Raw genomic sequence first — 24,317 nt, forward strand, 5'->3', positions numbered from 1 at the left:
ACGTAAAGAGTAGATTTGGAACGGTAAACCAAGTATAACGACCCTTTTTTTAAAATTCTAATTAAGATGATACAAAAATGTGGTCAATTTACTACAATGACTAAAGTAGCTACTCTATATCATTTTATAAAAAGGGTTAGTAAAGTCTACGTAATTCATTTCGTTGCCCGTATATTTGGAACTACGAATCATAAACTTATCAATACAAATGATATACCCATAATCACAATATAATATTATTAATTTAGTATATACTACTTGTGGACCGAATATTCAAAATTGTTTTACCATCCAGTTCCCCTGTGCTATGCTATTGATGAATTGCAAGCAAGTCTAATAGAGAATGTAAGTGTTCTAGTTTAGACCATCAGGGACGGTAAGTTACTCGGCAAAAAGAAGGGGTGGTTGTTTATTATGAAGAAATTGGGAAGTATTGTTGGTATTTTAGCGCTTTGCGTTAGTCTCGCTGTGCCTGTATTTGCTGCAGACACTACAGACATTCAGGAACCACATCATCACGATTATTCGATTTCAGGATTCACAGATTACGGTGAACTACAAAAAAAGCTTCAACAAATTGAGAAGTCAAGCAAGGGGATTGTTGAGGTTAAAGTGGTTGGTCAGTCAAACAAAGGCCGGGATATTTACAAAGCGACAGTTGGTACTGGGGATCAAGTTATCCTTATACAAAGTGAAATTCACGGGAATGAAAAGACGGGTACAGTTGCAATCCTTAACTTGTTAGAAAAGTTATCAAATAACTCAAAACAAGCAAGGGAAATTCGCGAAGAGGTAACACTTGTTTTCATGCCGATGATGAATCCTGATGCGTCTGAAGGAGACAAAAGAAGAAATAGCATGACTTGGGATGAAGTGATCGCGAAATTCCCACAACTTAACGGGGCATCACCTTCTTGGAACTACCTAAATCGGGGCATAAGCCAAAGTTACGATTACGGTAAAAATCCTGGATTTGATGTGAATCGCGACTTCAATCCGGATCTCAATTATATACCACGGGCGGAAGACTTCCCAGGTAGATCAAACACAGCGGGGTGGTTCATTACGCCTGAAGCACAAACAGCAAGGGATGTATACAAGTCATTGAAAGAAGACTATGGAAAAGTGGATGTCTTCATCGATCTGCACCACCAAGGGATGTACTATGTTGCAGGTACAGCTAACGATGTGACGCTCTCCTTATCCGCCCAGTTTGTCCCAGATCCGAATACACCAGCAGGTGAAAAATATGCCCAATACAAGGACAACTATAATTATGACTTCTCAAGGCAATTGAACGTTGCTGCGTACAATGAATTAAAGTCTTACGGAAATTCACCATTTACTAACATTTCACTTTATTCGCAAGGTCTAGACCTTCCTGGTACGGCTCTTGGCTCCTATGCATTGAACGGAAGTGGTACCGTACTTTTTGAAGTGAAAGGCCAAACGCAAATGATGGGGCACAAAGAAAATGGACGACTTGTAAAAGCGGTTGAATGTGGCCTGACTGGTATCATTGATGCGGTTGCTGACGATTCTGTGAAAAATCTAAATCCAGAGGACTACGAGAATATTCCGCTCACATCGGCCAGACCGACGAATTAATGAATAAATAATTGCTGGATTAGATAATTTAAATATAGCAAACTAGGAGGAAGTTAGATGAAGAAAACATTTTTCGCACTTTCAATGGCAGGGGCAATGATGCTTAGCATCTCCCCGGTTGTCGATGCAGTAGGAAACGGACCAAATTACGGTGGCAATGAAACAGTGAACACCTCGATATTGCATACGTATGATGAACTTTCAAACTTCCTAAAAAAGGAAGAAGCGAAACAAAAGGATATGGAACTTGAAGTAATTGGTCAAAGCGTGAAGGGAAGGGACTTGTATCTTGTTAAATATATGAAAAACCCTAAAAATCCAACAATCCTTTTCTTAACACAACAGCATGGAAACGAGCAACTAACAACAGAAGGGGCACTTGAATTTATTAAACATCTTGGCACAGGTAAGATGAAGGGCGTCGCTGATGGAGTTAATATTCTCATAGTGCCAATGCTTAATGCAGACGGAGCTATGGGTGATGTCGATTTCCCTCTCGATGATTATATCGCTAGTGGCGGCCGTAACCTGACACGTTATAATGCAATCGGAATCGACTTGAACAGGGATCATATTACTAAAATTCAACCTGAAACAAAAGCTTTGCACGACAACGTTATGCGTAAATATGACATTGATTATATGATTGACTTGCATCACCAAGGTACACAGAGTGAGATTGACAACGAATACGTCTCTGGATCAATCCTTTATCCTACGACTCCAAACGTAGATGAGGATGTTGTACTGAAATCTAAAAAATTAGGTGCAGTCGTTTATGATTCTATCGAAAAGAAAGGTTGGGGCCATTTAGGAAAATATAATGGTGGTTCAGCTGAAACAATTAGTCGGAACGGTATTGCAGTAGAATATGGGATCTCCACGCTACTTTTTGAGATGCGTGGAATGTCAGACCATTCCTATGAATCATATGTATTAGGGCAAAAGAGTAATGGTTATTTGATTAAACAAACGATTAACACACTTGATGCCACAGTGCGTGCAATTGCAGATCGTTCCATTGAAACGAAAGACATTTCTTTCTGGGATACACTTCCGTTCCAAACAACGCGTACTACTGAATAAATCATTCTACAAAAAGTCTGTGGAGAAAGAAATAAACTGTACCCTATAAGATGGACACTTTGAAAAAGTCCCTCTTATAGGGTATTTTTATGTATATTATGAAAAAAGATTTCGGGGGTGGGATCAAATGACTAACATATTATTTACTAAAAAAGAACAGGATCAACTAAAATGTAATCCCAATGTGAAAGCAGTCAGTGAAAAAGGAATTACTTATTCAGATGAATTTAAACGTCATTTTATTTCAGAATACGAAAAAGGTAAATTGCCAGGGGAGATATTTGAGGAAGCAGGTTTTGACGTTGAGCTAATCGGTAAAGAGCGTGTACATTCCGCTAGTAAGCGTTGGCGTGCTGCGTATCGAAAAGAGGGTGTGAACGGTTTACAGGACACACGTAAAGATAATGCGGGTCGTCCAGTAGGTCGCGAACTAACACTTGAGGAGAAAATTGATCGTTTAGAAGCCAAAAACCAATTATTACGTGCAGAGAATGAATTACTTAAAAAGCTCGATTTACTCGAAAGGCAGGCGTTGAAGAGGAAATAAAAATCCTGACAGGAGTGAAATTTGAATTAATCCTTTACACCGTTAATAAGTATAATTCGAAGCGGATGGTAAGCTATTTATGCGAAGTAATGGGTGTCTCTCGTTCAAGTTATTATAATTATTTTGCGGAACAGTCGTCGCAAAAACGAGTAGTGCAAGAACAAGCAGATGAAATGGTAAGGGATCTCATTTTAAGGGCTTATCGTTTCAAAGGACGCAAAAAAGATGCACACCAAATTAAAATGATACTCCAAAATCAATATAATATTACCTATAATCTAAAGCGCATTCGTCGTATCATGAAGAAATATAATATTATCTGTCCGATTCGTAAGGTGAATCCTTATCGACGTATGGAGAAGGCAACAAAAGAACATCGTACGTGTACCAATCTATTACAATGCAATTTTAAACAAGGTATAGTGGGAAAAGTATTATTAACCGATATCACTTATTTAACATATAAAGATGGAAAACGAGCATATTTATCCACAGTTAAGGACGCAGAGACAAACGAAATTTTGGCGTACGAAGTATCCTCTTCACTACATTTAGAAATTGTGCTGAACACCCTTCAAAAATTGAGAAAACATGACCATCTTTCAGAAGGTGCCTTTATTCATTCGGATCAAGGTTTCCATTACACGAGTTCGGAAGTTCAGTCAGTTATTAAACGGATGGGGCTGGGTCAATCCATGTCCAGACGGGGAAACTGTGGGATAACGCGCCACAGGAATCCTTCTTCGGGCATTTTAAGGACGAAACGAACATAAAAGAGTGTGCAACATTAGAGGAAGTCAAACGTGAAATTAAAAGTTACATGACATATTACAATCATGATCGTGGGCAGTGGGATTTATAAAAGTTGCCGCCTGCAAAATACAGGCAGCAACTTCAACAAGCAGCATAGGCTTTTTTAATTGTCCTTTACAAAGGGTACAGTTTAGATTACTTTGTGATCTAAGATACAGGCTTTTTGGTTCAACTATATTTTCTATATATTAATTTTAAGTATGCACTTTTATGAAAAGTACTTATAGGAATAAAAGCAGCTAAAATAGAAGAATCTTTGTTTGAGTAAATGTTTCAAAGGCTTGAACTTATTATGATTTGATAATCGTCTAATGGTTGAATTTGAAGTACGATGAAGGGGAGCTAGTGGATTGTATAAAGAAGAAAACAGATTTCATATTAGAAAAAGTGATGATTGAATCTGATAATGAGTTGGTACGATTAATATTTTCTTATTTGAAAGATATAGAGGCTTCTGAGGACATAGTTCAAAATACGTTTATCAAATGTTAAAAAAACTCAACTCGTTTCGATATGACGCACAAATTAAAACATGGCTTTACTTGATAACCATTAACGATTGTAAAGCTTATTTAAAAAGTTGGAATTACAAAATGGTCCAAGCAAAAAGTTTTATTAATGCAACAGCAAAGTCCATATCACCATCAATTGAGAAACACGTTATTGATAAATACAACTCTGATATGATGATTATAGGGTAATGGTAAAACAATAATTAGAAACGGGGTTGAGAAAGATGGAGATATTTAAAAGGTTGTTCGGAAATAAAAAACAAGTAGAAAATAAGATTGAGGCACAGAAACCCAAAAGCGAAGAAAATTCAATCATAGGACCAACTTTAAGTTTTTCAATAGATGATGACTACAATGGGATTATTTCTGCATCATCCGTTGGTGTTTCAACGGGCAGTGTGAAAGAAGATTTTTATGTATACGAATGGTTTATAAAAGAAACCGGAGAAGTCTTTTATATAGGAAAAGGACGTGGCGATCGTTATAAGGAATTCCACGAACGAGCGTATGAAGCAGAGAAGATACGCAAGCTGTATGAAACTGATACACGCTTTATTGGAACGGGATTAACTGAAGATCAAGCAATAGAGTTGGAAAACAAAGAAATGACACGGGTACTAAATGAAACAAACGACAGGCTAACGAATCGTATAACTCCACTCCTAGCGAAAAGAGACAATGGGTATGATCGTAGTCCAAACACTCCTGAATTAAAATTTGAGACCCCGCCCTATTTATACGCAAGTGAGATAGAGGAGCATTACTTTGGGGTGAAACCTCAAGCGTTTGATGAGGTCAAGATCGAAAGCTTGGGCGCGGTGGTTTTCATTACCAGAAGTATGAGAGATGAAATTGAAATTCTTTATGGGGGGAATCTTGATAAATATAAGGAAGAAACATTACATTTGCTATCAATGAATGGCAGTAGAGTTTTAACAACCCAATTCGCAAAGTCTGTATCGGCTTGGATATTTATCGGGGATGATTATTTACAAAACTATATAGTTGACCAAGAGAAGGCTATGGAGAGGCTTGGAAGGAAGGTCCCAACATACCACTTGCTAGATGTAAGGGGATTTTTAATAAACAAGTATGGTGAAGTTGAAGCAATTTCAAAAGAAGAAGTGTTATTTAATCCGGTTCACAAACGAGTTCCATTAACTGAGATAAAGAACTTACACGATTGGAGTAAAGGATATAATGAGGGAATGCATTATTGGGAGCAAGGTGAGAAGGAACGAAAAGCTGATAATATAGAAAAGGCCATTGAGTTATTTGATAAAGCAAGATATAACGGATATGATGCACCAGCATTATATAGATCATATGCAATGGCTTATCGAAAACTAAAAGATTATGATAATGAAATAGCAATCATTGATGAAGCAATCGAGCGTACAGGTCCACAAGGAAATACTACGATTATGGAACTGAAAGTACGCCGAGAAAAAAGTTTTGTATTGAAGCAAAAGAAGATGGCATTGCCGTCTAAATAAAAAACTAGCAATTATCGGGCGAAGTTGCTGGATAACACATGTGCTTCTAACGGACCATAATTGCGGAATAATAACTGCGTATGAATGTATTGGGTACCCAAATCAATTATTCTCTAATTCATTTACCCTTGGCAAGGGGAGGAAATAAGAATGAATATTGACATAGATCCAGATGAAGTTTACCCAGTTACCTTTTGCAGAGAAAAATTTAGTGTAAGAACAATAACGATAAGCTGTAATACAAATAGATGATAAACTAAATATTAGGAATAGTTTTATACAGTTAGTATGATGGAGTTAATAAATAGATAGTAGGAGGAGTGTTCAGATGACAAAATATGAATTATCAAACGTGTGGAAGTGGGAAGCAGAGAATTCGAATAGAGGTGGAAATCGTCCGACAGCCGGTGAACGTTTCGAACAAAAACTACCAGTCGGAGAGGCACCATTCCAACTCTATTCCCTCGGAACGCCGAACGGTATTAAAGTGACGATTATGCTGGAAGAATTAAAAGAGTTGGGTGTCGATGGTGCAGACTATGATTTGTATGAAATCAATATTGGAGCCGACGAACAATTTGGTTCAGATTTTGTGAAGATCAATCCTAATTCTAAGATCCCAGCCCTAGTCGATCAAAGTCAAAGTCCACGTGTGGAAATTTTTGAATCAGGGTCGATTTTGCTTTACTTGGCTGAGAAATTTAATAAATTGATTCCTACAGATATTCATGGACGAACAGAAACCCTTAATTGGCTATTCTGGCAAATTGGAGCAGGTCCTTATGTTGGTGGAGGGTTTGGTCACTTTTTTGCTTATGCGCCAGAGCCTATGAAATACCCAATTGATCGTTTTACTATGGAAACGAAACGTCAATTAGACTTACTAGATAAAATATTAGCTCAGCGTTGTTATATCGCTGGTGACACCTATGCTATTGCAGATATTGCGATATGGTCTTGGTACGGACGTTTAGCTTTAGGGAATTTGTATGAAGGCTCTTATGAATTTTTAAACATGGATGAATATACCCATCTCTTGGAATGGTCTCATCGCATTGCGAAACGACCAGGCGTTCAAAAAGGTCTTGCAGCAGAGTATCAGCCGCTTAAGAAGTAGTTTCAAAAAAACATGTATTGAGGATTTTCTTCTTTAAAATAGAATTGAAACCTTATATAGATATGTCAAGGACAACGGTATCGTGAATAGGAAGAGTGGTTAATTTTACAAAATGGGTGCGATTCTTGTATAAGAGTTTTGCACCTTATTCAGTAATAGGGCCAGATTATCAATAGGTAAGGAGTATTCTTATGCTATACTTTACGCTTGTTTCTATAATTATTTTTTCTGCGGTAATTAGTCCGGCTATTGGGTTTTTAGTTTATCAGGCAGGTAATAGATTCTTCTATTCCACTCTGATTCAGCATTCATTGGGAATAGCAGCAACAGTGCTCGTATGTTGCTTTTTAACAAATTTGTTACTGTTCGGAATCTGGTACTATTACGTAATTGTTATAAGCTTGGGAGTAATTTTATATATTGTGTTCATAAAATCCTCGATGAACATGAAACAGATCTAATTCTGTAAAAGAGGATTTTTCTGTAACACAACTATGTCGCAATTGGGCCATTTTGTTGAATAACTTGTTGTAGTAATAATTAAATTTGAAGAGAATTTTCCTACATTAGGAACTAAATAAAGGGAGAGATTAAATGTTTCCTACACTAGAAACAGATAGGCTGATATTAAGAGAATTAACAAATGAAGACGCAGAAGGCATTTTTGCTTGTTTTTCTAACGAAGACGTAACACGTTTTTACGGACAAGAAACGTTAAAAAGTATAGAAGAAGCAGAAAAGTTCGTAGATATATTCTCAAAAAACTATAGTGAAAAAATAGGCATGCGATGGGGAATTGAGCGAAAAGAAACCAAAGGTATAATTGGAACAATTGGCTTTAATGCTTGGTTGCCAAAACATAAACGAGCTGAAATTGGTTACGAAATTCACCCGCAACAATGGAGAAAGGGATATACCTCAGAAGCAGTTTCTGAAGTTCTTTCCTATGGCTTTGATATTATGGGTTTAACTCGTATAGGTGCAGTAGTATTTATTGAAAATGAAGCCTCGAATAAATTATTAGGAAAAGTAGGCTTTCAAAAAGAGGGAGTTTTAAGAAATTATATGTACCAAGATGGAAAAGCATATGATACAAACGTTTATTCCCTCCTTAGAGAATAGTATTCCACAAACGGGCGCGGTTGTTGAATAAGGACTGTGCTTCAAACGGGCCAAAATCATGTAACTTACTTAGCAATATGCCGTCTACTTGACAAGGAGATGAAGCTAGAATGAAAGTTAAATTCGTTTACTTAGTATTGACAGTTTTTTCGATAATACTTATTGCGAGTTGTTCAAATAAACCAGTTATAGAAAACACAAGTGAAATAGATAGCAAGGAAGATGTTAAAGCTGCAGCGTGGGAATTTTTAAATGAAAAAGGTTGGCGAGATCGAGCGAAAGATGATTTCGAAAGTGCCAAAGTGGAAAAAGTAAATGCTGATAGTAAGTACGTATTATTAGATCAAACATATGATGGAAAAGAATTGCTGGAAGTTTCATTTGAAGATGTTGATAACGCTGTAATTGGGACACCATTAATCATCGTTGATTCGAATACAAATGAAGTAGTTGGCTATATGCCAAGCGAATAAATTAACTAATGCTAAGCAAATGGGTGCGATTGCAGCATAGTGTTGTTCTAGAATCGGGCCATTTAATTTAATAGTTTGTAGGAGGGGGAATATGAGTAAAAATAATTGTCCGAATTGTGATGAAGAAATGAAAAAAGGTTATATACAAAGTGGTACTAGGCTTGCTTGGGTTCCCAAAGTGTCAAAATTGAGTGTTGAACCAAGCCTTAGTAAGGAATCAGTTTTGTTATCAAAACAAAATCGTTTTTCTATCAATTATGTTGACGCTTATCTTTGTGAGAGTTGTAAAAAAGTAATTATAGATTACTTAGGTAACGAAGACTGAAACAGAGATAATTGTTTTGTTAAACAATCGGGCCATTTAGCGAAACAAAGGTGTAATGGGGGAATGAATAAATGGGAGGAAATATTCTTGCAATTTCCGGCGGAGGTTTTTCTAAAGAAGATAAAGCCTATATTGATGAGTACCTACTAAAAATCCCAAAAAGACAGGGACCATTAAAGATTGCGTTTATTCCAACCGCTAGTAATGATGCGCAAGGTTATATAGATAAATTTTATGAAGCTTTCAAAACGGAACATACAAGCCACCTCACTATCAAAGACTTTGAATCACAAAACATCCAAGAAAACGTAAATTCTTTAGATATTGTATATGTAGGCGGTGGCAATACTCAAAATATGCTAGAAATTTGGAAAAGAACACGTTTCGATGTTGTATTAAAAAATGCATATCAAAATGGCGTCATCTTAGCTGGAATAAGTGCCGGTGCAATGTGTTGGTTCGAAACTTGTTTTAGTGAAAAAAACGAACAAGAGTACGAAGAGTTTGAGGGTTTAGGATTACTGAAAGGTAGTTTGTGTCCTCATTACAATGACAAAGAGCGACGTGAAGCGTTTGATAATTGGTCAGCCAATCAAACAGGTATTAAGTTATATTCTTTAAACGACAATGAAAATTTACATTTCCGAAATGAAAAGTTAATTGCAGAAATTATTACTTAAACTTTTTCGAGTATCGCAATCGGGTGCGATTGTGGCACATGGTTTATTAGCACCCGCTTAGTTGATCTTCGTTACAGCTGGCGACTCCGGAACCGTCCGGTTGCGACTCAGATCAACGGGGTCAAACCACAATCCTGTCATCGGGTGCGTAAACTGAACAACCGTTACGCACCAAACAGGCCAGAATGTTGAGTTTGTAACATTTGCATACGAGGGGGATATAATTGGATAGAAAGCCAAGGTTGATTTTTGAATATATGACAGTTGAATAAAAGCAGGAACTTATAGTGCTATTAAAACAAGATAGACAGGAATTAAGTGCAGATTATACAAGTAATGGACATACATACTCGAAAATTATTAGGCAAGTTATTCATTACGCATTGGATAAATGGGATTTAGAAATTAATAAATTAAATAATGATATTCAAAATAACATAGGTCCAATTATACAAGTGTAAAAATAATAATACAATCGACCACAATTGAATGCCGATAATTGCAGAGGGCTGCCATTCAACCCGACTCAATGATCAAATTATAGCTACTACTTAATCAGATTGAGTCCCCCTGCAAGAAAGGTCGTCATGAAGCACGACCTTTGCGAATAAAATAAAGCACAAGCAGTACACTCTTTTAATGTCGAATTCTTAAATGACAACAAAACATCTCGCCTAGTTTATTCCTTTTGCTTTTTCTGCATCAAAATCGCTTGCCGCGCAAGCGTATCTGCCGTCTTGTTTGTACTGTCGGCAATCCACTTAATAAAGAAAAAATCAAACGACGCTGCGAGTCTCAATGCCTCCTTCAAATGAGGTACATACTGCGCATTCTTCACAAATTCCTTCTCCATCGACTGCACGACCACCGTCGAATCGGAGCGCACCGACACCATGCCTGTTGTCAGCTTAGATGCTTCCTCAAGACCTCTCACAAGCGCTTGAAACTCCGCATGATGATTATTCGTCGGCTCAATCGACTCACTAATCCGGACATCCTGACCTTCTCCTTTAATATATACACCAATTCCGCTCAGCCCAGGATTACCTGCGCTAGCACCGTCTATGTACACTTCCAACATGAGATTTTTCTCTCCAATCTGGTAATAAAATGTAAAAAACATAGAAACACTTGCAACATCCCGTTAGCCGACTTAAAATAGAAAGAAGAAAGGTGGGAGTTCTTTTCTAATGAATAAAGTAGTTGTCATGAAAGAAATCAATCAATTGCTCGATATATATTGTGAAGGTTGTTACGTGAAAAAACAACTAACAAACGAACGTGGCAAAACAGGCGCTCACCAATTTTGTATTTCTGACTGTACTGTAGGAAACCAGTTGCAATTCCTTGGAAGAGAAATCAACAAGATCAGTACTGCATCCAAATAAATAACGAAAAAGCATCCCGCAACTGCGTGGATGCTTTGTTTATGTTATAAATTCAGCTGTTTACGTCGAGATGAGGTTGCACTTCATCCTCAAGAGTCGATACGTTAGCCGCCTGTGGACCACGATTTCCTTCAATTACTTCAAAAGAAACTGTTTGACCTTCAGCCAGTGTCTTAAATCCATCTGTAGCAATTCCTGTGAAATGCACAAAAACATCTTCACCATCATCTGCTTCGATAAATCCATACCCTTTGTCACTGCTGAACCACTTCACTTTACCTTGGTGCATAATAATTCCTCCTCGGCAATTAGAAATCCATCTCCACACGTAACGTACAAGTCTACTACTGACAACTTGCCCAATACGGCTTCTTACACTATACATGAGTGGGCCGAGCGTGTCAATGTTAGAAGGAATATTCTGATTACTATTCAAAAATAGCAAGGAATGTATTGGTTTTTATCTGACTATTCCCTATAATGAAGAAGTATTCATTTTTATACATAAGAATCAGATAAGGAAGTGTTGGAGTGAAAATTGTCATCCCGCTTTTGCAAGTAGGAATTTTATACATACTATTTCTAACAGGTGAGTTTTTACGCGCCAAACTATCCATTCCTTTGCCGGGGAGCATTATCGGTTTGCTCGTGTTATGGGGACTGTTATCGATCAAAATCATTCCACTGCGCTGGGTGGAAAAAGGTGCATATGTATTTCTATCGACTTTGCCACTGTATTTGATTCCCGCAACGGTTGGCGTGATGGATTATGGTCATGTGTTCGCAGGTAAGGGAAGTCTACTGATCGTGATCACAATCGGTAGTACGTTGATTACGATGATCGTCGCCAGTCTGGTTAGCCAATTTATGGCCAAGCGCCATGTGAAAGAGGAGGGGACTCTTTCATGAATACAGTAGTACTTGCCTTCACGATGATAGTGTTAACGGTTATTCTTTATTTTGTGATGAACGTCGTCTACGTAAGGTTACGTTCGCCGTTTCTAGTACCTATCCTGACAACGACTATCGCAGTCATTGTCTTGTTATCGTTATTCGATGCGTCATATGAAACGTATATGGTAGGTGGTAAATGGATTGACGCGTTGCTTGGCCCTGCGATCGTCTCACTTTGTATTCCACTCTATAAGCAACGGGATGTCATCAAAAAGAATGTATTGCCCATCTTTGGTGGAGTCGTGGTTGGAGGTGTTGTCGGGATGTTGACAGGCGTCCTCGCAGCCAGATGGGTCGGCTTTTCAACTGAACTTCTGGCCAGTATTTTACCTAAATCCATTACTTCCCCAATCGCTATGCAAATAGCGGAAGAACTCGGTGGCATACCTTCGCTAGCGACGGTATTTGTCATTATCGCCGGACTTGCTGGAATCCTAATGGGTCCTTGGATCAATCGCTGGTTCAAGATTGATACAGCGATTGGTCAGGGCATTGGCCTTGGAGTGGGTGCGCACGCGATTGGAACTTCTAAAGCGCTTGAATACGGGGAACAAACGGCTTCCATGAGTTCGGTTGCCATGACTTTATCGGCGATTATCGGCGCACTTGTCGGTCCTATATTTGGTATTTGGTTGTTTCCATAGAAAAGCGGAATTCCTATTCAATTAGGAATCCCGCTTTTTTTAATGCTTCTTCCGCATCGTGTAGTTGTTCTGGTCGTGGAGCAGAAATAGCGTGTAAATGAATCCCGCTTTCGTCCAAATTCAATAGATAAGGAGCTTGTGCCTGCTGGATCTGTTCGATAAACGTTTTGACTTCTTGCCGGTTCGATACCATGATCGATGCGCGCACATCGCCGTACACAGGATGTTCTACCCGTACATCTCTGACAGTTACGCCGTGGTCGACTAAAATATGCAATTCTTCTTCAGTTTGTTCAGGAGCGTGTTTACAGACGATGATTTTTTCAATGTCTTTTACACTTTTAGTTGACTGCGTGTATAAGTATCCTTGATTCGTCGCCATGATGGGTTCGTCTTTTGCTTTCAACAAATTAATATCACTAACGATTACTTGTCTGCTGACTTTTGTTAAATCACCTAATTCTGCACCTGTAACGGGATGATTTGCTTCTTTTAACGTTTGGAGAATCAAATTTCGACGCTGTTCTCCTGCCACTTTTGCTTTTTGTCGCAAAAATCTCACCTGCCATCTATAAAATATCTATCGGGATTTGTGCAGTAGGTGTTAATACTGCAACTTCAAGCAACGCTTTTGCCAGTTGGGTGACGTTTTCACTAGTTGATGTCTCACCAAATGAAATCCGAATGAATCCTTTCGCCAAATGGGCGGGGATATTCATCGCAGTCATTGTCATTGATGACTGTTGTTGACCGACCTGACAAGCACTACCTGTCGATATAGCAAATCCTCTTCTATTTAATTCTAACATAATGAGTTGTCCTTCTGAGTGTTTGGCGCATAGACCGATAATTTGCGGAAGTTGTTCAGATGTCTGGAGATCGCCATAGAAAGTGAACACATCTTGCCGGGTAGAGAGTATATCAATAAAGAGAGAGCGTAATGTAGCGTACTTGACTTCATTACTATTTGCCAGCTCAGCTGCCGTAACGAATGCAGCAATTCCCGGTACATTCATCGTTCCACCTCTAAATCCTTTCTCTTGTGTAGCTCCTGGAAATAGCGGAACTGCACGAATATGTGGATCGATATAGACTGCACCAACCCCTTTTGGACCATGCACTTTATGGCTTGATACGGACAGGCTGTCTACATATGGAGAGATGGCGCGCACAGATAATTTACCAAAAGATTGTACACAGTCACTATGCAAATAAATCCCTTTAGGTTTTACTAGTTCAGATATAGATCGGATCGGTTGAATGGTACCGATTTCTGGATTGCAGTGTTGCACGGATACGACAGTCGTTTGTTCTGTAATGGCATTTTCGAGAGCTAGTAAATCGATGAAGCCTTTCGTTGTAAAAGGAATGAACGTAACAAGGAACCCTTGTCTTTCCAGGTACGCTGCAGCTGAATGGAGCGAAGGATGTTCCGCAGCAGAAAGAATAATATGCTGTCCTTTTTTCTTTGCCGACTCAGCTAAAGATAATAGTGCGAGAATGTTACTTTCCGTACCACCCGAAGTGAAGTATATCCCTTCAGGGCGTACCCCTAAAAGTGCAGATAGGTTTTGTCTGCTATGGGACAAGATGTTTTGCGCAGCCCCTCCTGCGTCGTGGAGGCTCGTTGTGTTACCAAACTGTTGTTGAGAGACCGACACATAGACCGAGGCGGCTTCCTCACGGAGAGGCGTCGTGGCGGCGTAATCAAAGTAATGCAATTGAATGACCTCCTGCAATAAATAGTATATTCATCTTGTCATATAACTGTTTATATGTAAAGATAGATGTAAAGACACTAAGTAAAAAGAAGGGTCGTAGGACTGCACATGAATAGAATCAAATTGGTCTCAATGCTTGAACAGTTTTTCATAGAAGACGTGGGAGATGGAGATCTATCGGCTAATACATTATTTCCTGCTGATGCGATAGGTGAAATGCAAATCATCTCTAAAACTTCAGGAGTATTTTGTGGAGTAGATGTCATCACGACAGGTTTTCAAGTGATGAATCCATCTATAGAAGTCGAATGTCTAGTAGAAGATGGTGAAAGAATAACAGATAAGCAAGTACTCGCGATTGTTAAAGGTTGTGTTAGAGATCTATTAACTGCGGAACGAGTAGTACTGAATTGTATTCAGCGGATGAGTGCGATTGCAACGAAAACTGCTGATCTAACTGCATTATTGTCCGGAACGAAGACGAGAGTTTGTGACACACGCAAAACGGCTCCTGGGCTCCGCATGTTAGATAAATATGCAGTCCGTACAGGCGGTGGATTTAATCATCGCAATGGCTTGTATGACGCAGTGATGCTAAAAGATAATCACTTGGCCTACGCGGGTTCTATTACGAATGCCGTGCAACTACTGAGAACACGTTTAGGTCACACAGTGAAAATAGAAGTAGAAATCGAATCTCTAACGCAACTACAAGAAGCTATCGAAGCAAACGTGGATATTATTATGTTTGATAACCGGTCGCCACAAGAAATTACTGACTGGTTGCCATTAGTACCTGCTCATTTCATGACAGAAGCTTCGGGCATGATTACAGAAGACACCATCGCTTCTTATGGCAAGACAGGAATTGATTACATATCGGTCGGCGCACTGACACATTCCGTAATGGCAGCTGACATTAGTGCTACTATACAACTCACTACGCAGGAGGACTGAAGAACATGTCGATGATGGAACTTGTAAGAGAACAGGCAAACGCTATGTTGCCAGAACAGTATAAACAGTTTACGGTTAGTGAAATGGAAGAAAAGATTCGTACCATTAAACAAACATTAGGGAACAAATTATTTATTCCTGGCCATCACTACCAAAAAAATGAAGTGATTCAATTTGCAGATGCTACGGGAGATTCTTTGCAATTAGCGCAAATCTGCGCAGCAAACGAAGAAGCCGAACATATTGTGTTTTGTGGCGTGCACTTCATGGCGGAAACGGCGGACATCCTAACAACGGAAAATCAAAAAGTCTATTTGCCTGATATGCGTGCTGGTTGTTCGATGGCTGATATGGCGGATATCTACCAGACGGAACGAGCGTGGATTGACTTGCAAGCACGTTTTGGAGATACGATTCTTCCATTGACGTACGTCAATTCAACGGCAGCAATCAAAGCATTTGTCGGACGTAATGGCGGTGCAACAGTGACATCGTCAAATGCCAAAGAAATCGTTCAATGGGCTTTCACTCAGAAAAAACGTATTTTATTCTTACCTGATCAGCATTTAGGGCGCAACACAGCGTATGGACTTGGTGTGCCTCTCGATCACATGGCTGTATGGAATCCTATTACAGATACTCTCGAATACGATGGACAAAACGAAGAGTGTCAAGTGATATTGTGGAAAGGACATTGCTCGGTCCACGAAAACTTCACGGTAGAAAATATTCGACAGTTACGTGAAAATGATCCTGATCGTCGTATTATTGTTCACCCGGAATGTTCTCACGAAGTCGTGATAAAATCTGATGATAATGGTTCAACGAAGTATATTATTGATCAAATTGAATCCGCCGCTCCTGGAACGAAATGGGCGATCGGAACAGAAATGAATTTAGTCAACCGTCTGATGGAAAATCATCCGGATCAAGATATCATTTCATTAAACCCTTTAATGTGTCCTTGTTTGACAATGAACCGTATTGATTTACCTCATTTACTTTGGAGTCTTGAAAGTATCATAGTAGGCGCGGAGCAAAATATTATCCAAGTGGATGAAGCTACTTCCGCGGATGCGATTGATGCGCTAAACCGTATGTTGCAACGAAACTAACGTAGCTGCGCTTGACAATTACTCTGAATATTGTATGATTGGGAAAATGATATTGAATGTTGAAGAAGGATCAGTAGATAAATAGCATGTGTTAGAGAGCGGAATCCATCGGCTGGAAGTTTCCGTCGCAATGCCTTGTCGAACCTGCCTTTTGAGTCCTGTGAAAACACAGGCGCGCACCTTGGCGTTAGAAGGAAAGCGGGATTCATATAAATGGATCCAATGATGGTGGCACCGCGGAAGTTATGTCCTTTCGTCCTGATTATATCGGGACGATTGGGCTTTTTTATTTCCTAAAAGCAGATGATATGGAGAAATGGAAGGCGAATGTATATGAAAAGACAACGAATCGTTGTGAAAATCGGTAGCAGCTCGTTAACGAATGATAATGGAGAAATCGATCAAGTGAAATTCAATGATCATGTCGATGCCTTGGCGATGCTAAAAAACGTTGGACATGAAGTCATTGTCGTCTCTTCAGGAGCGGTCGCGGCAGGCTTTGCCCGTCTCGGTTATTCTTCCCGTCCACAGACCATAAAAGGTAAGCAAGCCGCAGCGGCAGTAGGGCAGAGCTTATTGATACAGTCTTATATCGAAAGATTTAGCGCACATAAAGTAATACCAGCACAGATCTTATTGACGCGTCATGACTTTGCCGATCGCGATCGATACCGCAACGCATTTGCGGCGATGTCTGAATTACTTGACCGTGGTATTATGCCGATCATTAATGAAAATGATACGGTGTCAATTGATGAGTTAACATTCGGTGATAATGATATGCTATCCGCATTAGTCAGTGGTTTTCTACACGCGGATCAGTTGATTATTTTAACCGATGTCAATGGCATCTACACAAGTAATCCACGAACAGATCCAGACGCTGTACGATTGACTAAGTTGGATGAAATTACAGATGAATTACTGGGCGGTGCTGATGATGTCGGCTCAAAAGTCGGTACAGGGGGCATGCGTTCGAAGATACTGGCTGCAAAAACCGCTCACACATTGGCAGTTCCAGTATTCATTGGAACAGGGCGTGGTCCGTCAAAATTACTGGACATTTTAAAAGGTCATGGAGACGGTACATATATATCCAGTCCTGTTGCCAATACGATCAATACGAACCGTCAATGGATTGCACTTCATTCCGAATCAACTGGACGTCTATATGTGGATAAAGGTGCCGAAGAAGCCATTGTGCATAACGGTCGCAGTTTATTACCCGCGGGTGTCTTTAAAGTACAAGGTGACTTTGGTATTGGCGAAGTCGTGGAAGTGTTCGGTTTAGATGGTTTGATCGGTAAAGGTGAAGTCACCTATTCATCTGAACAATTAAAACAAACGATATCCAATAAGGATAAATTGGAAGAATTCAAACCGATGCTAGAAGTCATTCACCGAGATCGCTGGGTACAAGTATAATTAAAGGAGAGAATGGATTATGGGTGAAATTAGAGATAAAGGCAAAGCTGCAAAAGAAGCAAGTATTGAACTGAACGTGGCAACGACAGAAGAGAAAAACCATGCATTGCAATTGATTGCCGATCAATTATTGGAAGAACAGGATCAATTGCTCACGGAGAATAAAAAAGATATTGAAGAAGGTCGTGAAAGAGGAATTGACTCGGCCGTTCTCGATCGTATTTTATTGACGCCTGAGCGTATTGAAGCGATGGCGGAAGGTGTTCGTCTACTAATTGATTTACAAGATCCAATTGGAGAAACGCTTGAAGAAATCCACAAAGAAAACGGATTACATATTGTCAAGAAGCGCGTGCCGATCGGTGTCATTGCAATGATTTATGAAGCACGACCGAATGTTACGATAGATGCTGCGTCCTTGGCTTTGAAAACAGGGAATGCGGTCGTGTTGCGCGGAAGTTCGTCTGCGAAATATTCCAATTTGGCCCTATGGCGTGTTATTCAACGCGGACTCGAAAAAAGTTCATTACCAGTCGATTCTGTTCAATTAATAGAAGACACGAGTCGAGAAACAGCGAAAGAATTGTTCACACTCAATGACTATTTAGATGTCTTGATTCCACGTGGCGGAGCTAAGTTGATACAGACTGTTATCCGTGAGTCTACAGTACCGGTGATTGAAACAGGGGCGGGGAACTGCCATGTGTTTATCGATGAATCCGCAGATGAGAAAATGGCGATTGATATAGTAGTCAATGCCAAAACCCATCGTCCGTCGGTTTGCAACGCGATCGAAACCGTTTTGATCGATTCCAACTGGTTGGCGCGACATGGAAAGCGTTTGATTAAAGCATTACGTGACCAAGACGTGCAACTACAAGGGGACGATCAACTACAGGCATTTGATTCAGATGTCGCAGCGGTTGAACAAAATGATTGGTCAAATGAATACCTGGACTTGACATTACGCTTGAAGAGCGTGGAAAATGTACAGCAAGCATTAGATCATATAGCAACATTCAGTACGAAGCATTCAGAAAGCATTATTACACAGACGGATGCACATGCTGAGCAATTTTTAAATAACGTAGATGCAGCAGCTGTTTACGTTAATGCTTCTACACGCTTTACGGATGGTTTTGAATTCGGTTATGGTGCTGAAATCGGTATCAGTACACAAAAGCTTCACGCGAGAGGTCCAATGGGATTAGAAGCATTGACTTCTTCGAAATTTGTTATTCGGGGAACTGGACAAATCAGATAATATTTAGGAGGGTTTATTTATGGCCAATGAAAAACATATTTTACACTACGAAACTTCCGCACCAAAAGACAAACCAGCAGCGGATGATCCACTCGCTTTCGGAACGATTTTCACAGATCACATGTTTGTAATGGACTATACAGATGGAACTGGATGGCATGATCCTCGTATTGAGCCGTATAAGCCGTTTCTTTTAGATCCAGCCGCTATCGTGTTGCATTATGGGCAAACGGTTTTCGAAGGGTTGAAAGCCTATTTAAACGAAGACAAGGAAGTAGTTTTGTTCCGTCCAGAGGAAAATATGAAACGCCTGAACCGTTCAAATGATAGATTATGCATGCCGATGTTCGATGAGAAATTCGTATTAAGCGCACTAAAGGAATTGATTTCTGTTGATAAAGATTGGATTCCGGATAGAGCAGGGACATCACTTTACGTCCGTCCTTTCATTTTCGCTACACAGCCTTATTTAGGTGTAGCTCCTTCTAAAACGTACCGCCTAATGATCATTTTATCGCCGGTAGGTCCATATTATAAAGAAGGAGTTAATCCGGTCAAAATTGCAGTTGAATCAGAATATGTCCGTGCGGCAGTAGGTGGTACAGGCTCTGCGAAAACAGCCGGTAACTATGCAGGCGCGATGAAAGCTCAAGAAGTGGCGGAAGCGGAAGGGTATTCACAAGTTCTGTGGCTGGATGCAAAAGAACATCGTTATATAGAAGAAGTGGGAGCGATGAATGTATTCTTCAAAATCAATGGAGAAGTTATCACCCCAAGCCTCAATGGCAGTATTTTGGAAGGTATCACGCGTAAGTCCGTTATCGAGTTATTGATCGCTTGGGATATTCCAGTTACAGAACGTAAAGTGTCCATCGAGGAAATTATGGAAGCCAATCGAGCAGGCACATTAGAAGAGGCATTCGGTACAGGAACAGCTGCTGTTATTTCTCCGATAGGTGAACTATTCTTTGAAGGTGAAAAATGCGAGATCAATCAGAATGAGATCGGTGAACTTTCGCTAAAGCTTTATGAGACGATTACAGGCATCCAGACTGGAAAAATAGAAGATCCATTTAACTGGGTCGTGCCGGTAGACTAATTTCCTTCACAAATCAGGTGGAATGGTCCGTGACAACTGCGGTGCTGTGAAGTACACTGTTAATAGTTTTGATTGAAGGGGAGTTTCCTGATGAACAAAAGTTTGATCGTTCTATTCCTGGCAGTGATGCTATTTACAGTGACAGGATGCGGAAAAACGTCTTCCGCCCCGTCGAGTGCGGAAGATTTATTGAAGAAAGCGGAACAAGCGATGGATGAATTGGAATCGGTCCATGCCAATATCGCGTACGACGAAAGTAGTGTCACATCCGATCCTGCAAAGCGTACAAGCAAAAATGTACAAGTCCAGGCGGATATTGAACAAAATCCACTGAAGGTTTCAGAGGAAGTCGTCTGGAAAATTCCAAAACAAGGCGCGAAAAACATTCAACTATTCCGCCAAGGTAATGAATTGGCTATGCAAGAGACAGTTGAAACAGAAAAAAGTGAATGGCAAGAGCTAACAGATGAGCAACGCATAGAATTGCTTGGTGTGTGGGTGCCGTTTGTTTCTCCTATAATGGACTTTTCGCTGTTAAAACCTTTTTTGCATGATGCAGAAATAGAAAAAATTGATTATGGCTATGCAGTGCAGTTTTCTCTATCTCCTGCTGATTATCGTCAGTTGATGGAAGTTGTATCAGTGAATAGTCCGCAACCAGAAAAATTTGTCCATACGCATGGCGGATTTCCTGTAGTGGAGAAACTGGATGTAGAGCTGACGGTAAACGAAAAGACCATGTTTGTGACGGGCATGAAGATGTCGGCGAATGTTACGAGTTATTTCGGACGGGATTATATTCGTTATAAGCAGAAGCTCGATGCAAAGTATAGTTATTTTAATGATATTGATTCGATTTCCACACCGAAAGATGCAGAGATGTTCAAGTAATACGAGAAAATCCACACTGACCTAGCAAAGGTTGGCGTGGATTTTTTGTACTATCTAGCTAAATTCCTAACGTGGATTCTTTTGGCCTTTGAATGATTGAAGACGCTTGTGAATGGCGGCCATTCTAGTTTCTTCACCGGCTTCTACAGGGGTATAGAACTTAGAGTTTACTAGGCTGTCAGGCAAGTACTGCTGGTCTGTCCAACCGCCAAATGTGCCTACCGGTGTTGCGTGTGGATAGACGTATCCGCCATGACCAAGTGCGGCAGACCCGCTGTAGTGTGTATCACGTAAATGCATGGGGATTTCGCCTGTTGGTTTCTCATGCAGTGTTTTTGTAGCCGCATCGATAGCTTTATAAGCGGAGTTTGATTTAGAAGCCAGACACATCTCTATAATTGCCGTGGCAAGTGGAATACGTGCTTCTGGCATGCCAAGACGTTGTGCGGCGTCTGTGGCCGCGAGAACCCGGCTTCCGACATCTGGTGCTGCCAATCCGATATCTTCGTAACTCATGACGAGCATCCGTCTTGTAACAGCTGTGAGGTCACCAATTGCGAGTAGTTGGGCCAAATAATAAAGTGCGGCATCGACATCGCTTCCGCGTACACTTTTTTGCAAAGCAGATAATAAATTAAAATGATGCGAGCCCTTTTTATCGCCTAGTAAACTAATTCTAGTTAATAATTGAGCAAGCAATGCATCTTCAATAATAATCTTACCGTCCTCTTCATCACTTGCAGCAAGTAATGATTCAAGGAAAGTTAAAGCTTTTCGCGCATCACCATTCACGCCTTCTGAGATTTTCTCCAGTTGTTCTGTTGTGATGTCAATCGTTTCCTTACCGAGTCCTTTTTTCTCGTCTTTCAATGTACGCTCGAGTAATTCCAGTAAATCTTTTGGTTGCAATCGTTTTAATTGGACGATTTCTCCACAACGTGAACGAATAGCGGGATTGACATCATGGAATGGATTTTCCGTTGTCGCACCGATCAAGACAATCGAACCACTTTCTACATGAGGAAGCAGTGTATCCTGCTGCAATTTATTGAAACGATGGATTTCATCTAAGAATAGCAACACTTTGCCAGTCATCCGTGCTTCTTTCACTACATCTTCTACGTCTTTTTTTCCTGCTACTGTGGCATTCAACGCAATGAAAGGTAGTTTTGACGTACCTGCGATTGCGTATGCTAGAGACGTTTTGCCGATACCTGGTTCACCATATAATAAAAGGGACGGGACATGCCCGTTCTTGATCATCCGATATAAGGGAGTATTATTGCCGATGACGTGGTCTTGTCCAATCACTTCATCAATCGTCTCGGGCCGCATGCGAAAAGCCAAAGGTTCATTATGCATGTACATCCTCCTAGCGTACGTTTGTTCTTTCATTATACCGTAAAACATTAGTGAAGTCATTTGCAAGAACCAGTGATACAATTATGCTATACTGATTTCAGCAATTTTAGTAAAGGACGATGCCCAATGAAAATATCCACTAAAGGACGATACGGACTTACAGTAATAGTAGAATTAGGACGAAAATATGGAGAGGGTCCTGTACCTTTGCGTAAAATCGCAGAAGAGCAAAATCTCTCTGAAGCATACCTGGAACAACTGATCCCGCCTTTACGCAACAGCGGAATGGTGAAAAGTGTTCGCGGTGCCTACGGTGGCTATAAACTCGCAAAAGATCCTTCTGAAATCGTGGCAGGAGACGTAATTCGTTTGCTTGAAGGACCGATCCAATTAGTCGAAGGGCTTGATGACGATGATATTCCGCAACGGGAACTATGGAAACGAATCGGAGACGCAATCCGAGGAGTATTGGATCATACGACGATCAAAGATTTAATTGAATTTGAAGATACGTCGACTGCTGATGAATACATGTTCTATATTTAAAGGAGTTTAGTTATGAAACCAGCTATATATTTAGACTATGCTGCCACGACACCGATACATCCAACTGTATTGGAGCGATTCACCACTGCGCTGCAGGATACATATGGTAATCCTTCAAGTACACATCAATTCGGTCGTCACGCGAGGAAAGTGCTGGAAGATGCACGCAAAACGTTAGCCTCTTCAATCAATGCATCACCTAATGAAATCATTCTTACTTCTGGAGGAACAGAAGCGGATAACTTGGCGATTTTTGGGTGTGTACGATCGTCGGAAACAGAAGGCAAACATATTATTACAACGGAAATCGAACATCATGCGGTGTTAAATCCGTGTAAACAACTGGAGTCACAAGGCTATAAAGTGACCTATCTTTCACCTGACCGCAATGGGGTCATAACTACAGAGCAAGTTCAGCACGCATTAACAGATGAAACCATTTTGGTGTCTATCATGTATGGAAACAACGAGGTGGGGACAATACAGCCAATTGCGGAGATCGGCCAGCTTCTTTCCACACATCAGGCCGTCTTCCATACAGATGCAGTGCAAGCTTACGGTACGTGCCAACTGGATGTCGAGGAACTGCAAGTCGATTTATTATCAGTTTCAGCACATAAACTTAATGGACCAAAAGGAATCGGCTTTCTTTATCAGCGAAAAGGTAAGATGCTATCGAGCCAAGTATTCGGAGGTTCACAAGAGAGGAAACGCCGTGCAGGTACAGAAAATGTACCAGCTGTAGTTGCATTTGCAGAAGCGGTCTCCATTGCCGAGCAATCAAAGCTCGTTAAACAAAAAAATTATTCTACGTATAAACAAATAATGGCGGATGTCTTTGAGAAACATCAAATTGATTTCCAACCGACCATCCCCCATGCAGTAAGATCTTTACCGCATATTTATCATGTATCGTTTCCGGGCACCGATGTGGAGACATTTTTGATGAGTTTGGATTTAGACGGTATAGCCGTATCAAGCGGTTCTGCTTGTACTGCAGGATCATTTGAACCGTCACATGTCGTAACCGCTATGTTCGGTACGGAATCAGATAACGCTAGAAACTCGATCCGCATTAGTTTCGGCTATGATTTGGATGAATCCATTATAGAAGAAGCAGCCAATCGAATTGCAAGTGTAGTCAAACGACTAGTGAAATGAATTAAGTAAAG

General features: G+C 40.2%; 24 protein-coding genes and 1 pseudogene. 20 read left to right on the forward strand and 5 right to left on the reverse strand.

Translation table 11 applies throughout. The features are described 5' to 3' along the window. The first annotated feature begins 414 nt into the window (after nucleotides 1-414). The 9 genes and pseudogenes from CSV73_RS01870 (at nucleotide 415) to CSV73_RS01920 (ending at nucleotide 9,779) form a co-directional block, all read left to right on the forward strand. Nucleotides 415-1,608 (forward strand): M14 family zinc carboxypeptidase, encoded by a 1,194-nt coding sequence (locus CSV73_RS01870; protein ID WP_099626459.1) that lies wholly within the window; start codon nucleotides 415-417, stop codon nucleotides 1,606-1,608. Between the two features lie 57 nt (nucleotides 1,609-1,665). Continuing rightward, nucleotides 1,666-2,694 carry a M14 family zinc carboxypeptidase gene (locus tag CSV73_RS01875; RefSeq protein WP_099626460.1) on the forward strand — a complete coding sequence of 343 codons (1,029 nt, stop codon included), beginning with the start codon at nucleotides 1,666-1,668 and terminating at the stop codon, nucleotides 2,692-2,694. Between the two features lie 127 nt (nucleotides 2,695-2,821). Then, nucleotides 2,822-4,103: pseudogene (locus tag CSV73_RS01880) on the forward strand (IS3 family transposase). Between the two features lie 687 nt (nucleotides 4,104-4,790). Next, nucleotides 4,791-6,062 carry a GIY-YIG nuclease family protein gene (locus CSV73_RS01890; RefSeq protein ID WP_085133440.1) on the forward strand — a complete coding sequence of 424 codons (1,272 nt, stop codon included), beginning with the start codon at nucleotides 4,791-4,793 and terminating at the stop codon, nucleotides 6,060-6,062. A gap of 328 nt (nucleotides 6,063-6,390) precedes the next feature. Beyond that, on the forward strand, nucleotides 6,391-7,179 hold the full coding sequence (yghU, locus tag CSV73_RS01895; protein ID WP_099626461.1) for a glutathione-dependent disulfide-bond oxidoreductase: 789 nt from the start codon (nucleotides 6,391-6,393) through the stop codon (nucleotides 7,177-7,179). Nucleotides 7,180-7,773: 594 nt separating this feature from the next. Then, the gene (locus CSV73_RS01905) at nucleotides 7,774-8,301 is read left to right on the forward strand and encodes a GNAT family N-acetyltransferase (RefSeq protein WP_099626463.1); all 528 of its coding nucleotides are present in this window, start codon (nucleotides 7,774-7,776) and stop codon (nucleotides 8,299-8,301) included. Between the two features lie 110 nt (nucleotides 8,302-8,411). Then, entirely contained in the window at nucleotides 8,412-8,774 is a 363-nt protein-coding gene (locus tag CSV73_RS01910; protein WP_099626464.1) for a hypothetical protein, read from the forward strand. 91 nt (nucleotides 8,775-8,865) lie between these two features. After that, complete coding sequence (locus CSV73_RS01915) at nucleotides 8,866-9,099, forward strand: PF20097 family protein (RefSeq protein ID WP_099626465.1); 234 nt, start codon at nucleotides 8,866-8,868, stop codon at nucleotides 9,097-9,099. Between the two features lie 71 nt (nucleotides 9,100-9,170). Next, entirely contained in the window at nucleotides 9,171-9,779 is a 609-nt protein-coding gene (locus CSV73_RS01920) for a Type 1 glutamine amidotransferase-like domain-containing protein (RefSeq protein ID WP_099626466.1), read from the forward strand. Between the two features lie 679 nt (nucleotides 9,780-10,458). Here CSV73_RS01920 and CSV73_RS01925 read toward each other — a convergent pair. Further along, a complete protein-coding gene (locus CSV73_RS01925; RefSeq protein WP_099626467.1) occupies nucleotides 10,459-10,860 on the reverse strand; it encodes a reverse transcriptase-like protein in 402 nt (133 codons plus the stop codon). 109 nt (nucleotides 10,861-10,969) lie between these two features. Here CSV73_RS01925 and CSV73_RS01930 point away from each other — a divergent pair, with 109 nt between their 5' ends. Then, entirely contained in the window at nucleotides 10,970-11,167 is a 198-nt protein-coding gene (locus tag CSV73_RS01930; protein WP_099626468.1) for a zinc-finger domain-containing protein, read from the forward strand. A 52-nt stretch (nucleotides 11,168-11,219) separates the two neighbouring features. Here the strand turns inward: CSV73_RS01930 and CSV73_RS01935 are convergent, their stop codons facing one another. Continuing rightward, entirely contained in the window at nucleotides 11,220-11,456 is a 237-nt protein-coding gene (locus tag CSV73_RS01935; RefSeq protein ID WP_085133447.1) for a cold-shock protein, read from the reverse strand. A 242-nt stretch (nucleotides 11,457-11,698) separates the two neighbouring features. On the opposite strand from CSV73_RS01935, the gene CSV73_RS01940 reads away from it, so the two are divergent. Beyond that, nucleotides 11,699-12,076, forward strand: a complete 378-nt coding sequence (locus CSV73_RS01940) for a CidA/LrgA family protein (RefSeq protein WP_099626469.1) — start codon at nucleotides 11,699-11,701, stop codon at nucleotides 12,074-12,076. Further along, entirely contained in the window at nucleotides 12,073-12,765 is a 693-nt protein-coding gene (locus CSV73_RS01945; protein WP_099626470.1) for an LrgB family protein, read from the forward strand. Before CSV73_RS01940 ends, CSV73_RS01945 begins: the two co-directional genes overlap by 4 nt. Nucleotides 12,766-12,778: 13 nt before the next feature. Here the strand turns inward: CSV73_RS01945 and CSV73_RS01950 are convergent, their stop codons facing one another. Beyond that, nucleotides 12,779-13,318, reverse strand: a complete 540-nt coding sequence (locus CSV73_RS01950; protein WP_085133450.1) for a transcription repressor NadR — start codon at nucleotides 13,316-13,318, stop codon at nucleotides 12,779-12,781. Nucleotides 13,319-13,334: 16 nt separating this feature from the next. Beyond that, nucleotides 13,335-14,486 carry an IscS subfamily cysteine desulfurase gene (locus CSV73_RS01955; protein WP_099626471.1) on the reverse strand — a complete coding sequence of 384 codons (1,152 nt, stop codon included), beginning with the start codon at nucleotides 14,484-14,486 and terminating at the stop codon, nucleotides 13,335-13,337. A 108-nt stretch (nucleotides 14,487-14,594) separates the two neighbouring features. On the opposite strand from CSV73_RS01955, the gene nadC reads away from it, so the two are divergent. The 6 genes from nadC to CSV73_RS01985 all read left to right on the forward strand — a co-directional run bounded on the left by nadC (nucleotide 14,595) and on the right by CSV73_RS01985 (nucleotide 21,237). After that, nucleotides 14,595-15,443, forward strand: coding sequence for a carboxylating nicotinate-nucleotide diphosphorylase (nadC, locus tag CSV73_RS01960; protein ID WP_099626472.1), 849 nt, complete (start codon nucleotides 14,595-14,597; stop codon nucleotides 15,441-15,443). Nucleotides 15,444-15,448: 5 nt separating this feature from the next. Then, a complete protein-coding gene (gene nadA / locus CSV73_RS01965; protein WP_099626473.1) occupies nucleotides 15,449-16,558 on the forward strand; it encodes a quinolinate synthase NadA in 1,110 nt (369 codons plus the stop codon). Between the two features lie 333 nt (nucleotides 16,559-16,891). After that, the gene (proB, locus tag CSV73_RS01970) at nucleotides 16,892-17,983 is read left to right on the forward strand and encodes a glutamate 5-kinase (RefSeq protein WP_099626582.1); all 1,092 of its coding nucleotides are present in this window, start codon (nucleotides 16,892-16,894) and stop codon (nucleotides 17,981-17,983) included. Between the two features lie 19 nt (nucleotides 17,984-18,002). Continuing rightward, the gene (locus CSV73_RS01975) at nucleotides 18,003-19,247 is read left to right on the forward strand and encodes a glutamate-5-semialdehyde dehydrogenase (RefSeq protein WP_099626474.1); all 1,245 of its coding nucleotides are present in this window, start codon (nucleotides 18,003-18,005) and stop codon (nucleotides 19,245-19,247) included. Nucleotides 19,248-19,266: 19 nt separating this feature from the next. Next, nucleotides 19,267-20,346, forward strand: a complete 1,080-nt coding sequence (locus CSV73_RS01980) for a branched-chain amino acid aminotransferase (RefSeq protein ID WP_099626475.1) — start codon at nucleotides 19,267-19,269, stop codon at nucleotides 20,344-20,346. 90 nt (nucleotides 20,347-20,436) lie between these two features. Beyond that, the gene (locus CSV73_RS01985) at nucleotides 20,437-21,237 is read left to right on the forward strand and encodes a DUF6612 family protein (protein ID WP_099626476.1); all 801 of its coding nucleotides are present in this window, start codon (nucleotides 20,437-20,439) and stop codon (nucleotides 21,235-21,237) included. A gap of 66 nt (nucleotides 21,238-21,303) precedes the next feature. Here CSV73_RS01985 and CSV73_RS01990 read toward each other — a convergent pair whose 3' ends face one another. Continuing rightward, nucleotides 21,304-22,599, reverse strand: a complete 1,296-nt coding sequence (locus CSV73_RS01990; RefSeq protein ID WP_099626477.1) for a replication-associated recombination protein A — start codon at nucleotides 22,597-22,599, stop codon at nucleotides 21,304-21,306. Nucleotides 22,600-22,725: 126 nt separating this feature from the next. On the opposite strand from CSV73_RS01990, the gene cymR reads away from it, so the two are divergent. Both cymR and CSV73_RS02000 read left to right on the forward strand, forming a co-directional pair. Next, a complete protein-coding gene (gene cymR, locus CSV73_RS01995) occupies nucleotides 22,726-23,145 on the forward strand; it encodes a cysteine metabolism transcriptional regulator CymR (protein WP_085133458.1) in 420 nt (139 codons plus the stop codon). Nucleotides 23,146-23,157: 12 nt separating this feature from the next. After that, nucleotides 23,158-24,306 (forward strand): cysteine desulfurase family protein, encoded by a 1,149-nt coding sequence (locus tag CSV73_RS02000; protein WP_099626478.1) that lies wholly within the window; start codon nucleotides 23,158-23,160, stop codon nucleotides 24,304-24,306. Nucleotides 24,307-24,317 lie beyond the last annotated feature (11 nt).

It is taken from the genome of Sporosarcina sp. P1 (genome assembly GCF_002743155.1).
Taxonomy (GTDB): Bacteria; Bacillota; Bacilli; order Bacillales_A; family Planococcaceae; genus Sporosarcina; species Sporosarcina ureae_B.

Excerpts from the sequence above, each read along its gene's own strand:
- CSV73_RS01975 (WP_099626474.1), top strand. The coding sequence starts at position 18,003 with ATGGGTGAAATTAGAGATAAAGGCAAAGCTGCAAAAGAAGCAAGTATT.
- CSV73_RS01890 (WP_085133440.1), top strand. The coding sequence starts at position 4,791 with ATGGAGATATTTAAAAGGTTGTTCGGAAATAAAAAACAAGTAGAAAAT.
- CSV73_RS01930 (WP_099626468.1), top strand. The coding sequence starts at position 10,970 with ATGAATAAAGTAGTTGTCATGAAAGAAATCAATCAATTGCTCGATATA.
- CSV73_RS01990 (WP_099626477.1), bottom strand. The coding sequence starts at position 22,599 with ATGCATAATGAACCTTTGGCTTTTCGCATGCGGCCCGAGACGATTGAT.
- CSV73_RS01925 (WP_099626467.1), bottom strand. The coding sequence starts at position 10,860 with ATGTTGGAAGTGTACATAGACGGTGCTAGCGCAGGTAATCCTGGGCTG.
- CSV73_RS01915 (WP_099626465.1), top strand. The coding sequence starts at position 8,866 with ATGAGTAAAAATAATTGTCCGAATTGTGATGAAGAAATGAAAAAAGGT.
- CSV73_RS01870 (WP_099626459.1), top strand. The coding sequence starts at position 415 with ATGAAGAAATTGGGAAGTATTGTTGGTATTTTAGCGCTTTGCGTTAGT.
- CSV73_RS01905 (WP_099626463.1), top strand. The coding sequence starts at position 7,774 with ATGTTTCCTACACTAGAAACAGATAGGCTGATATTAAGAGAATTAACA.
- nadA (WP_099626473.1), top strand. The coding sequence starts at position 15,449 with ATGTCGATGATGGAACTTGTAAGAGAACAGGCAAACGCTATGTTGCCA.
- CSV73_RS01980 (WP_099626475.1), top strand. The coding sequence starts at position 19,267 with ATGGCCAATGAAAAACATATTTTACACTACGAAACTTCCGCACCAAAA.
- proB (WP_099626582.1), top strand. The coding sequence starts at position 16,892 with ATGAAAAGACAACGAATCGTTGTGAAAATCGGTAGCAGCTCGTTAACG.
- CSV73_RS01945 (WP_099626470.1), top strand. The coding sequence starts at position 12,073 with ATGAATACAGTAGTACTTGCCTTCACGATGATAGTGTTAACGGTTATT.
- yghU (WP_099626461.1), top strand. The coding sequence starts at position 6,391 with ATGACAAAATATGAATTATCAAACGTGTGGAAGTGGGAAGCAGAGAAT.
- cymR (WP_085133458.1), top strand. The coding sequence starts at position 22,726 with ATGAAAATATCCACTAAAGGACGATACGGACTTACAGTAATAGTAGAA.
- CSV73_RS01935 (WP_085133447.1), bottom strand. The coding sequence starts at position 11,456 with ATGCACCAAGGTAAAGTGAAGTGGTTCAGCAGTGACAAAGGGTATGGA.
- nadC (WP_099626472.1), top strand. The coding sequence starts at position 14,595 with ATGAATAGAATCAAATTGGTCTCAATGCTTGAACAGTTTTTCATAGAA.
- CSV73_RS01920 (WP_099626466.1), top strand. The coding sequence starts at position 9,171 with ATGGGAGGAAATATTCTTGCAATTTCCGGCGGAGGTTTTTCTAAAGAA.
- CSV73_RS02000 (WP_099626478.1), top strand. The coding sequence starts at position 23,158 with ATGAAACCAGCTATATATTTAGACTATGCTGCCACGACACCGATACAT.
- CSV73_RS01985 (WP_099626476.1), top strand. The coding sequence starts at position 20,437 with ATGAACAAAAGTTTGATCGTTCTATTCCTGGCAGTGATGCTATTTACA.
- CSV73_RS01875 (WP_099626460.1), top strand. The coding sequence starts at position 1,666 with ATGAAGAAAACATTTTTCGCACTTTCAATGGCAGGGGCAATGATGCTT.
- CSV73_RS01910 (WP_099626464.1), top strand. The coding sequence starts at position 8,412 with ATGAAAGTTAAATTCGTTTACTTAGTATTGACAGTTTTTTCGATAATA.